Here is an 11741-nt window from a genome sequence, read left to right on the forward strand (position 1 = left end):
ATGGCTTTTTCACATTATGCAATCAATTAATCTTGGCCTTCAATTTTCGCCCAAGTATCGCGCAAGCCTACGGTACGGTTAAATACCAAATGCTCTGCAGATGCATCTTTATTGTCTAAGCAGAAGTAACCCATACGCTCAAACTGGAAGCCTGACTCAGCCACCGCATGTTGCAAGCTAGGCTCAACAAAGCCTTGGCATAGCGTCAATGATTCAGGGTTGATCACTGATGTGAAATCTTCCGCGGCACCTGGGTTTGGTACAGTAAACAGACGATCATACAGACGAATTTCAGCAGCAAGACCTTGCTCTGCACTCACCCAGTGGATAACGCCTTTCACTTTACGCCCATCGGCTGGGTTTTTGCCCAAGGTTTCTGGATCGTAGCTACAGAAAATTGTGGTGATTTCGCCATTCGCATCTTTTTCAATACGCTCAGCTTTAATCACATAAGCACCACGAAGACGCACTTCTTTACCAAGCACAAGGCGCTTGTACTTCTTATTCGCTTCTTCACGGAAGTCTTCACGCTCAATCCAAAGCTCACGGCTAAATGGAACCTCACGGCTGCCCATTTCAGGTTTATTTGGATGATTGGCAATGTTCAAGACTTCAGTATCGCCAAAGTTCTCAATCACCAATTTCACAGGATCAAGTACAGCCATGGCACGTGGCGCGTTTTCGTTTAAGTCATCACGAATACAAGACTCAAGTGAACCAAACTCAATCATGTTATCTTGCTTGGTCACACCGATACGCTTACAGAACTCACGCATAGATGCAGGTGTAAAGCCACGGCGGCGCAGGCCAGAAATAGTTGGCATGCGTGGGTCATCCCAGCCGTTTACCAACTTGTCAGTCACAAGTTGATTCAGCTTACGCTTAGACATCACGGTGTATTCAAGATTTAGACGGCTGAATTCATACTGACGTGGGTGGCAAGGAATCGAGATGTTATCTAACACCCAGTCATACAAACGGCGGTTATCTTGGAACTCAAGGGTACAAATTGAGTGAGTGATCCCTTCCAGCGCATCGGAAATACAGTGGGTGAAATCGTACATTGGGTAGATGCACCATGCATCACCGGTTTGGTGGTGGTGGGCAAATTTAATACGATAAATCACAGGATCGCGCATCACAATGAAGGATGAGGCCATATCAATTTTGGCACGCAAACAGGCTTTACCTTCTTCGATTTCACCTGCACGCATCTTGGCAAAAAGCGCCAAGTTTTCTTCAACGCTACGGTCACGGTAAGGGCTGTTTTTGCCAGGCTGACTCAAAGTACCACGATATTCGCGGATCTCTTCAGGGGTCAGCTCATCAACATAAGCAAGGCCTTTTTCGATCAGCTCAATGGCATAGCCATGAAGCTGCTCAAAATAATCAGATGAGTAGCAAATATCGCCACTCCAGTGAAAACCAAGCCACTCAACATCACGCTTGATTGATTCAACGTATTCGATGTCTTCTTTAGCGGGGTTGGTATCGTCAAAACGAAGGTTGCACTGACCCTGATAATCCTGCGCAATGCCAAAGTTCAAGCAAATTGATTTCGCATGGCCAATGTGCAAATAACCATTTGGCTCTGGCGGGAAACGGGTATGGATCGCATTGTGCTTTCCAGTGCGCAAATCTTCATCGATGATTTGACGAATAAAGTTAGTCGGGCGAGCTTCGCAGTCACTCATTTAAACACCCCTAAAAGACAGTTTGAGATAGCTGGTAATCATCCCCCATTGTCGTCACACAGACAATAATAAGCAAGGGAGCAATGCGCTAATTGGATAAAAAGAAGTCAGTTTCTTGCCCATTTCGGCATAAATAAAAGCGGCGCTCACAGAGCGCCGCTTTTTATGCAATCAAATCAATGATTGAATTATGGCAATTCAACGTCTGATAGGTCGTCAGAAGCTGGAATTTGCTTCATTTGACCAGCAACGATTTCTGCCAAAGGACCAAGAATGACTTGTAGGTTTTGCTCACCTAGTTTAACCACACCAGCTGCACCAAGTGCTTTTAGCTGTGCTTCATCAACGATGCTGCGATCGTTTAGTGTCAAACGTAGACGAGTGATACATGCATCGATGCTTGCAAGGTTACCGTGGCCACCAAGTGCTTTTAGGTATTGCTTCGCAAGTTGCGCAGTATCAGAAGAACCTTGTTGTTTCGCTGGCGCTGCGTCTGCAGTTGCATCTTCACGACCAGGTGTTTTTAGGTTCAATGCTGAGATTAGCGCGCGGAAACCGAAGTAGTATAGCGCTGCAAATACAACACCTTGAACCAATAGCATGTATGGTTGGTGCGCTACTGGTAGTTTAGAAGACAAGATAAAGTCAACCAAACCAGCACTAAAGCCAAAGCCAGCAGTCCACTGCATCATTGAAGCAAACGCAAGTGATAGACCAGTTAGGATTGCGTGGAATACATAAAGTACAGGCGCAAGGAACATGAATGAGAATTCTAGCGGCTCAGTTACACCAGTAAAGAATGATGCAAAGCCAGCAGCTAGCATGATTGAACCCACTTGCTCACGGTTCTCAGGCTTAGCAGCGTGATACATTGCAAGTGCACCTGCAGGTAGACCAAACATCATGATTGGGAAGAAACCACCCATATAGCGGCCAATTTCGCCCACTAGACCAAGCTTGGTTGCACCTTCGATAGCAAGGATTGAACCATCGTCAGCTAGCGTCACAACACCAGTACCTGCAGCATATTTCACGCCATCAAGTACTGGACCTGCGTTCCAGAAGTTACCTAGATCGTTAATATTCGCAAGGTCGAACCAGAATACTGCGTTCAATGCGTGGTGTAGACCAACAGGAATCAATAGACGGTTTGCAAAGCCATAGATACCAGCGCCTACAGAACCCATATTCACGATTGATTCACCAAATACAACAAGCGCGTTGAAGATTGGAGGCCAAATGAACATCATCGCAAATGCAAGAACGATCATTGCAACAGAAGTAAGGATTGGAACCAAACGCTTACCACTGAAGAATGCCAACGCTTTTGGTAGTTCAACCTGGCTAAAGCGGTTGTAGATAGAAGCAGTGATTGCACCAACCAAGATACCAGTGAACTGGTTTACAACTTTGCTGAATGCAAATGCAATTGGTTTCCAAGCATCTTGCGCAGCTGCTAGAGCAACTTTTAGCTCAGCAACATTACTTGCACCGGCTTTCACCGCTGCATCAAGTGCTGCTTGTGCTTCATTTAGCGCTGTTGCTGCTGGTAAAAGGCTAATACCTTGAACAACTGCTGGATCTAAAAGTGTTTTGAAAACGTAGTAGCCAACTAGACCCGCAAGAGCAGCTGCACCGTCTTTGTCTTTAGACATACCGTAGGCAACACCCACAGCAAATAGCCAAGACATGTTATCAATAATGGCAGCACCACTCTTGATAAGTAGCATTGCTAGAGGGCTGTTCGCACCCCAGCCTGTTGGGTCGATCCAATAACCGATACCCATCAAAATTGCCGCAGCAGGTAGAACCGCTACTGGCACCATCAACGCACGACCGATGCGCTGCAAGTATCCAAGAATATTCACCGTTGTTTCCCCCTATGGTTTTCTTAGATTCGTATCTTGATGTGATCTAGCTCAAAGGCCAGTTCTCATCAAGTCTGGGCCAGTTTATGACATTAATTTTGCGGAGCAAATTAAAACCTTTTCATTTGTGATCATTGTCACTGGCTACAACCATGATCAGACGATTTTGCTAGCCCGCTCATAAAACTTATTTTATGATACGAACTAAGGTCGATTGATGGCCGTATTCATTGATTTATTTTATTTATTAGAGGTGTCTTGTGAGACTTATCCCTGTTGAATCTGCAAAAGAAGTTGGTCTATGGTCTGCGCGTTATATCGCTGATCGCATTAATGCTTTTAACCCAACTGCTGATCGTCCATTCGTTCTAGGTCTGCCAACTGGTGGTACACCACTATCTACTTACCGTCGTCTTATCGAGCTATATAAAGCAGGCGAAGTAAGCTTCAAACACGTTGTTACTTTCAACATGGATGAGTACATCGGTCTACCTGCAGAGCACCCAGAGTCATACCGTAGCTTCATGTACAACAACTTCTTTAGTCACATCGACATTCAAGAAGAAAACATCAACCTACTGAACGGTAACACTGACGACCACGCTGCAGAATGCCAACGTTACGAAGACAAAATTAAGTCTTACGGCCGCATCAACCTATTCATGGGTGGCGTGGGTAACGATGGTCACATCGCATTTAACGAGCCTGCGTCTTCTCTATCTTCACGCACTCGTATCAAAACTTTGACTGAAGATACTCGCATCGCGAACTCTCGCTTCTTTGATGGCGACATGGATCAAGTGCCTAAGTACGCACTAACTATCGGTGTAGGTACACTACTTGACGCAGAAGAGATCATGATTCTGATCACTGGCCACAACAAAGCGCTTGCACTAGAAGCAGCAGTTGAAGGTGCAGTAAACCACCTATGGACTGTATCTGCACTGCAACTTCACCCTAAATCACTGATTGTGTGTGACGAGCCTTCAACGCAAGAGCTAAAAGTGAAGACTGTAAAATACTTCCAAGAGCTTGAGCGCGATAACATCAACAACCTTTAATTGGGATTTGATATGTACGCATTAGTAAACTGCCGAATCTACACAGGTCATGATGTATATAACGATCATGCAGTGGTTGTAGACGGCGATAAAATTGCAGCGGTTTGCCCAGTATCAGAGCTTGATGCTGGCATCAAAACCATTGATCTAGACGGCGCAAACCTAAGCGCCGGCTTTATCGACCTACAGCTAAACGGCTGTGGCGGCGTGATGCTCAACGATGAAATCACCGTTGACACCATTCAAACTATGCATCGCACCAACGTGCGTTTTGGTTGTACTAGCTTTTTGCCAACACTCATCACTTCTTCTGATGAGGATATGAAAAAAGCGATCGAAGTTGCCCGTGAATACCACGCAACTTACGCCAACCAATCACTTGGCTTGCACCTTGAAGGTCCTTACCTCAGCATGGAGCGTAAAGGCATTCATAACGCAGACTATGTTCGTAAATCAGAGCAACACATGATTGATATCATCTGTGATAGCACTGATGTGGTGACCAAGGTAACACTGGCACCTGAGCAAAACCCAATTGAGCATATTGAGCAACTGGCCAAAGCTGGTGTTGTTGTCTCTGTGGGCCACACCAGTGGTACCTATGCAGATGCACGTCGTGGCTTTGCAGCGGGCGCAACTTTTGCAACGCACCTATATAACGCCATGACCCCAACTCAGGGTCGTGAGCCAGGTGTGGTTGGTGCGATTTTGGACACAGCAGAAGTCTACGCAGGTATCATCGTTGATGGTTTCCACGTTGATTTTGCAAACGTTCGTATGGCGCACAAGCTGAAAGGTGAAAAACTCGTATTGGTTACTGACGCAACTGCACCAGTGGGTACCGATATGGAGTATTTCATCTTCGTTGGTAAAAAAGTTTACTACCGCGATGGCAAATGTATCGATGAAAACGGTACACTTGGCGGTTCCGCTTTGACCATGATTGAAGCAGTTGAAAATACTGTAGAAAAAGTAGGCATCGACCTTCACGAAACCATCCGTATGGCCACCCTCTACCCTGCTCGCGCAATTAAGGTAGATGATCGCCTTGGTCTTGTGAAAAAAGGCTATATTGCCAACTTGGCCATCTTCGATCGTGACTACAAGGTTAAAGCCACTGTCGTAAACGGCGAATACGAACAACACTAAGAGAGACCTATGACTGGCGCGCAAATTGGAAACGTAGATTTAGTAAAACAACTGAACAGTGCCGCGGTATATCGACTCATCGATATTCACGGCCCGATTTCTCGAATCCAAATTGCTGATGCCAGTCATCTTGCGCCTGCTAGTGTGACTAAAATTACCCGCCAACTGCTTGAGCGTGGCCTCATTAAAGAGGTTGACCATCAAGCATCAACGGGGGGAAGACGCGCCATTTCACTCACCAGTGTGAATGAGCCGTTCCATGCAATCGCGGTCCGCTTGGGCCGCGATTATTTAAATATCAGTCTTCATGACTTAAGCGGCACCACGCTTGCTAATCAAGGTCGTGAATTCCACTACACCACGCAGCAATCTTTGATTGAAGGTTTATTCAATCACATCAGTAAAGCCATTGAACTTTGGCAAGATAAGATTGAAAACCTCATTGCTCTAGGTATTACCCTACCGGGCTTGATGGATCCTGAAACCGGCATCGTTGAATATATGCCGCATATCAAAGTGACGGATCTGCCACTTGAAGATCTTCTGCGCAAAAAGTTCGGCCTTGAAGTCTTTATCGGTAACGATATTCGCGGCTTCGCGCTGGCTGAACACTATTTTGGCCGCACTCAAGAGTGCAAAGACTCCATCCTTGTTAGTGTCCACCACGGTACGGGTGCCGGGATTATCGTAAACGGTAAAATCTTCTTTGGCTCCAATCGTAACGTCGGTGAAATTGGCCATATCCAAATCGATCCGCTGGGCGATAAATGCCAATGTGGTAACTTTGGCTGTCTTGAGACAGTTGCCGCCAATCCCGCTATTATTCAGCGCGTCAAACAGCGTTTAAATCAAGGCTATCCATCGACCCTCACCGCCACAGACGAGCTGAGCATTGCCGATATTTGCCTTGCCGCCAACCAAGGCGATGAACTCGCCAAACAAGTGATTGTCGATGTGGGTAATCAACTTGGCAAAGCCATTGCGATGACAGTTAACCTGTTTAACCCAGAGAAAGTCATTATCGCTGGCGATATTATTGCCGCATCAGAATATCTGCTACCGGCCATTCGACGCCAAGTCGCCAATCAATCATTGCCAAGTTTCCACCAATATCTTCCCATTGAAGCGACTGCACTTGCCGATATGCCGACCATCAGCGCCTTTGCTATGGTCAAACGTGCCATGCTTAATGGCGTTTTGTTACAAAAACTGCTGGGCGAAAGCGCTTAAATTTCTTACCCTATCAAGCAGTTAATTCTTTCTATTTTGTAGGGCGTGTTCCATGGAATTGGTACTCATCAGTGTCGCCTTTAGCTTCGGTTGGGCTGCACAGCGCTGCTTATTGCCACCGCTTGTTGGTTTTCTTGTCGCCGGTTTTGTGCTGCATGCTTTGGGTTATCAAAGCACCACGGCGATCACAACGCTGTCAGATCTTGGTGTCATCCTACTGCTTTTTACCATCGGCCTTAAGCTGGATGTGAAATCACTGCTATCGAAAGAGATTTGGGGCGGTGCGACGCTACACAATTTACTATCGTCGCTTTGGTTTATCCTTGCCCTGATGGCGCTCAAGTGGCTCGGGCTCACCGTCTTGCACGATCTTTCACTCGGCCAAATCAGTTTACTGGCCTTTGCCCTGTCGTTTTCTAGTACTGTTTTTGCAGTGAAATCTTTAGAAGAAAAAGGCGGCATGAATGCCACCTACGGCAAACTCGCCATTGGCGTGCTGATTATGCAAGACATCTTTGCGGTGCTGTTTCTTACCGCCTCTAAAGGTGAATGGCCTCAGTGGTACGCCTTTGCGCTGCTCGCGCTGCCCTTGATTCGCCCGCTGCTCTATCGCCTTTTTGATCAGGTGGGTCATGGCGAAATGCTGGTGCTATTTGCGATGTTTTTAGCCCTCGTGGTGGGCGCCGGCTTATTTGAATTAGTCGGCCTCAAGGGGGACTTAGGCGCGCTGATTTTAGGCATCTTGCTGTCGGGCCATGCGCGCGCCTCAGAAATGAGTAAATCTTTGTTTAACCTCAAAGAGCTCTTTTTGATCTGCTTTTTCCTCAATATTGGACTTGAGCAAACACCGACATGGACAGGGTTAGGGATTGCAGCGCTACTGATGCTACTACTACCCGTGAAAGGCGCGATTTACTACGGCATTTTCTACGGCTTTAAATTTCGCATTCGTACCACTCTCTTGGCGACACTCAGCCTTTTTAACTTCAGTGAATTTGGCTTAATTGTCACAGGGCTTGCCTATAAGCAGGGCTGGCTTCCAGGTGAGATGATGGTGGTGATGGCCTTTGCCGTTTCGCTTTCCTTTATTTTGGCCGCGCCCATTAACCAATGGGGTAGCCGTTGGTATCGCCAACATAGCGGCCAACTGAAGGAGTGGACACCTGAGCAGCTGCACTATAAAGATAAGATGATTGATTTAGGTAAAGCTGAAGTCTTAGTGCTCGGTATGGGCCGCGTTGGTACAGGTGCCTATGATGAGATCACCCAATATTATGGCAATATCGCCATTGGTGTAGATATTCGCCGTGACACCATCGAGAGCCAAACTGCGCAAGGCCGCAATGTGATTCGCGGCGATGCCTCGGACTCTGACTTTTGGGATCGCATCTTTAGCCGCAACCGTATTCGCTTGGTTCTAGTTGCCATGCCCAATCAGGAAGCCAATCAGCAAGCGATTGAGCAGTTAAGACACAGCGGCTTTACTGGCAAAGTCGCCGCAGTCGCAAAATATGCCGATGATATCGAAAGCCTCACCAGCCTTGGCGCTGACGCCGTCTTTAATATCTATCGTGAGGCCGGTGGCGGTTTCGCCCGAGATGTGCTGTCACATTTTGGACATCATATTGAATCACCCAAAATATAAACAAAATTCAATAATAACAATTTTTACTAGAAATAATTCATTACAATCACGCCAATATTAAATTGGCGTGATTTTTTATTGCACCCTGCTTTATTTTTGTTCAATGTTGTTATCGATAACAAATTGATAACAGGTAAAGCAGCCATGTGTTCTATTTTCTCTATTTTAGATATTCAATCTGATCCCGCCGCACTCAGAGCCCGTGCACTTGAGCAGTCTAAATTAATGCGTCATCGCGGCCCTGACTGGTCTGGTATATACGCGGGGGAGCGGGCCATTTTAACCCATGAGCGCCTCGCAATTGTGGGCTTAAACAGTGGCGAGCAGCCACTTTACAGTCCCGACCAGCAGCAAGTTCTGGCAGTGAACGGTGAAATTTATAACCACCAAGCACTCAAACAAAGTCTTCAATCCGACTATGCCTTTGCGACAGAGTCCGATTGCGAAATTATTCTTGCGCTCTACCGAGAAAAAGGCCCTGCGCTACTGGACGATCTCAACGGTATTTTTGCCTTTGTCCTCTATGATGCCGAGCAAGATGCCTATCTGATTGGCCGCGATCACATCGGGATTATTCCCCTTTATCAAGGCTATGATGCCCAAGGTAACTATTATGTTGCCTCTGAAATGAAAGCCCTGATGGATGTCTGTGAAACTGTCAGCGAATTTCCTCCCGGTCATTTTCTCTGGAGCAAAGCCGCTGAGCCGCAGCGCTACTACCAACGACAGTGGATGGATTATGCTGAGGTTGCCGACAATCCAACCGATGCAACACAACTCAAAGAAGCGCTAGAAAGTGCCGTCAAACGCCAACTGATGACCGATGTGCCCTATGGCGTATTACTCTCCGGCGGCTTGGACTCTTCAATTATTTCAGCCATTACCAAGACTTTTGCCGCCAAACGCATCGAAGATGATGAACAATCCGCCGCTTGGTGGCCAACCCTGCACTCCTTTGCCATCGGCCTTGAGGGCGCGCCCGATCTAAAAGCAGCAAAAAAAGTCGCCGCCCACATCGGCACCGTACACCATGAGCTCACCTACACCATTCAAGAAGGGATCGATGCGATTCGTGATGTAATTCATCACATTGAAACCTATGATGTCACCACCATTCGCGCATCAACCCCTATGTATTTGATGGCACGTAAAATCAAGGCCATGGGCATTAAAATGGTACTTTCTGGCGAGGGCGCTGACGAAATTTTCGGCGGCTACCTTTATTTTCACAAAGCGCCAAACGCGCAAGAGTTTCATGAAGAAACGGTACGCAAGCTACTGGCACTCAACCAGTTTGATTGCGCGCGCGCTAACAAAGCCATGGCTGCATGGGGCGTCGAGGCACGCGTGCCATTCCTTGATAAATCATTTTTGGACGTTGCCATGCAAATCAATCCAAAGGATAAGATGTGTGGCCATGGAAAAATTGAAAAGCACATTTTACGCGAATGCTTTGAGGATTATCTGCCGACAGAAGTCGCGTGGCGTCAAAAAGAACAATTTTCCGATGGCGTCGGTTACAGTTGGATCGACAGTTTAAAAGCAGAGGCCGAAGCGCAAGTGAGCGATCAGCAAATGAAAACCGCAGCGCACCGTTTTCCAACCAATACGCCCATGAGCAAAGAGGCCTATTTTTATCGCGAGATTTTCGAGCAGCTATTCCCTGTACCCGCTGCTGTTGAATGTGTTCCCGGAGGGCCGTCCGTGGCATGCTCAAGTGCCAAAGCCATAGAATGGGATGAGGCATTTCAACATTGCATCGACCCATCTGGGCGCGCTGTGCAAACCGTGCATCAAGACGCCTACGATTAACGCTGTCATGTCATCAGCTCAGCCTTATTTAGGCAGGGTCCCACAAGCAAAAAAGAAGCGCATTGCGCTTCTTTTTTGGCGGCCTCATAAGAGATATCGTTCGCCAACTTCAGTCATGAAACAGGCTGCAAGCTCAAACTAAAGCTCGATACACCAATTTGGCTTAAAGAGATACGACCGCCCGATGCGGGCAACATATAGTGACGAAGTTGATGTTTCCCCTCGCCAAGCCACTCACCTGATTCCACCTGATACACGCCATCACAGGTGGTCAAAGAAAATCCCATGCCACTGGTGACCATATCTAAGGTAAAATTGCTGGGGTCAAAATTGGCGAAAAGTGCGCGAATAGGTGCACTGTAATTGACCTTTTTCAAGCCAGACTCTATATGCTGAACTAAATTTAATAAATTTCGCTCGCGCTGGGCGCGCGTTCTTAAATAATCATTAAATAAAGCGCGCACCAATAAACTCATCGCCGTATTATTCTTTTCGGCTGAATTAGTATCTACAACATAAAAGCCTAAACGCCCATCATCAAGCCAAGTGTAATCCAATAAAATAGGTAAACGATCACTGGGCTGAAGTACAAAATATTTCAATTGCCACTGTTTTCCCGTAGTTTCAGTACTCGCTTGTCCCACGCTTTCAGGATGAGGCATTAAACTCAGCAATAATTCACGCGCCGCTTCCGGATGCTGCGCTAAACGTTCAATATGCTCTGCAAATTCATGTTCTTGTGCAGATTCTTCATCTATTTCACCTTGTTCTGATAAATATCGCCCAGAGAAATCTCGCTTCGCATGCACAAGGAGCGGAATCATCAAATTTTCAATTTGATTGAGGTCACGAATGGGTTTAACCAAATAATCCTTCACGCCTAGTCGCATGGCTTGCGCAACCTCTCCCATACCGCCGGTACCAGAGATCACCACGATTGGCAATTTTGCATAATCACGCAGTGCTTCTTCCATCACCTCCATGCCTGAGATCATTGGTAAATTGAGATCGCAGAACATCAAATCAGGCACAGATTCACGCAGCGCCACCAAGGCTTCTAAGCCATCTTCAACCGCACGCACAACCATGCCTAACGACTCAAGGTAGCTGACTAAAATATGACGAAATACCGGGTCGTCCTCTACAACCAAAACAGACTTTGACGTCAACACTTTGTTACCTCACTGCGACAACAACATCAATCGGGACGACGACGCGCCAAATGAACTCAATCGATTTGATTAGCAAAATTCAATGTATCTAAGCATGCGCGATCGACACC

Annotated in this window: 8 protein-coding genes; 5 read left to right on the forward strand and 3 right to left on the reverse strand. The window is 46.8% G+C overall.

Going from position 1 to position 11741, the window contains the following annotated elements; translation table 11 throughout:
* Positions 1 to 26: 26 nt before the first annotated feature.
* Both glnS and nagE read right to left on the reverse strand, forming a co-directional pair.
* Positions 27 to 1694, reverse strand: a complete 1668-nt coding sequence (gene glnS, locus L9P36_RS08710) for a glutamine--tRNA ligase (RefSeq protein WP_237466314.1) — start codon at positions 1692 to 1694, stop codon at positions 27 to 29.
* A gap of 188 nt (positions 1695 to 1882) precedes the next feature.
* Positions 1883 to 3562 (reverse strand): N-acetylglucosamine-specific PTS transporter subunit IIBC, encoded by a 1680-nt coding sequence (nagE, locus tag L9P36_RS08715; protein ID WP_237466315.1) that lies wholly within the window; start codon positions 3560 to 3562, stop codon positions 1883 to 1885.
* Between the two features lie 260 nt (positions 3563 to 3822).
* On the opposite strand from nagE, the gene nagB reads away from it, so the two are divergent.
* The 5 genes from nagB to asnB all read left to right on the forward strand — a co-directional run bounded on the left by nagB (position 3823) and on the right by asnB (position 10459).
* Entirely contained in the window at positions 3823 to 4623 is an 801-nt protein-coding gene (gene nagB / locus L9P36_RS08720; protein ID WP_237466316.1) for a glucosamine-6-phosphate deaminase, read from the forward strand.
* Between the two features lie 12 nt (positions 4624 to 4635).
* Positions 4636 to 5772: an N-acetylglucosamine-6-phosphate deacetylase gene (nagA, locus tag L9P36_RS08725; protein ID WP_237466317.1), complete on the forward strand. Its 1137-nt coding sequence runs from the start codon at positions 4636 to 4638 to the stop codon at positions 5770 to 5772.
* Between the two features lie 9 nt (positions 5773 to 5781).
* Positions 5782 to 7002 (forward strand): DNA-binding transcriptional regulator NagC, encoded by a 1221-nt coding sequence (gene nagC / locus L9P36_RS08730; RefSeq protein WP_237466318.1) that lies wholly within the window; start codon positions 5782 to 5784, stop codon positions 7000 to 7002.
* 52 nt (positions 7003 to 7054) lie between these two features.
* The gene (locus L9P36_RS08735) at positions 7055 to 8647 is read left to right on the forward strand and encodes a cation:proton antiporter family protein (RefSeq protein WP_237466319.1); all 1593 of its coding nucleotides are present in this window, start codon (positions 7055 to 7057) and stop codon (positions 8645 to 8647) included.
* Positions 8648 to 8791: 144 nt separating this feature from the next.
* On the forward strand, positions 8792 to 10459 hold the full coding sequence (asnB, locus tag L9P36_RS08740) for an asparagine synthase B (protein ID WP_237466320.1): 1668 nt from the start codon (positions 8792 to 8794) through the stop codon (positions 10457 to 10459).
* Positions 10460 to 10572: 113 nt separating this feature from the next.
* On the opposite strand, the gene L9P36_RS08745 is transcribed toward asnB, so the two are convergent.
* Positions 10573 to 11631 (reverse strand): response regulator, encoded by a 1059-nt coding sequence (locus L9P36_RS08745; RefSeq protein ID WP_237466321.1) that lies wholly within the window; start codon positions 11629 to 11631, stop codon positions 10573 to 10575.
* Positions 11632 to 11741 lie beyond the last annotated feature (110 nt).

The sequence above is a fragment of the Vibrio stylophorae genome, from assembly GCF_921293875.1.
Classification (GTDB): domain Bacteria; phylum Pseudomonadota; class Gammaproteobacteria; order Enterobacterales; family Vibrionaceae; genus Vibrio_A; species Vibrio_A stylophorae.

Excerpts from the sequence above, each read along its gene's own strand:
- glnS (WP_237466314.1), bottom strand. The coding sequence starts at position 1,694 with ATGAGTGACTGCGAAGCTCGCCCGACTAACTTTATTCGTCAAATCATC.
- nagC (WP_237466318.1), top strand. The coding sequence starts at position 5,782 with ATGACTGGCGCGCAAATTGGAAACGTAGATTTAGTAAAACAACTGAAC.
- L9P36_RS08735 (WP_237466319.1), top strand. The coding sequence starts at position 7,055 with ATGGAATTGGTACTCATCAGTGTCGCCTTTAGCTTCGGTTGGGCTGCA.
- asnB (WP_237466320.1), top strand. The coding sequence starts at position 8,792 with ATGTGTTCTATTTTCTCTATTTTAGATATTCAATCTGATCCCGCCGCA.
- nagA (WP_237466317.1), top strand. The coding sequence starts at position 4,636 with ATGTACGCATTAGTAAACTGCCGAATCTACACAGGTCATGATGTATAT.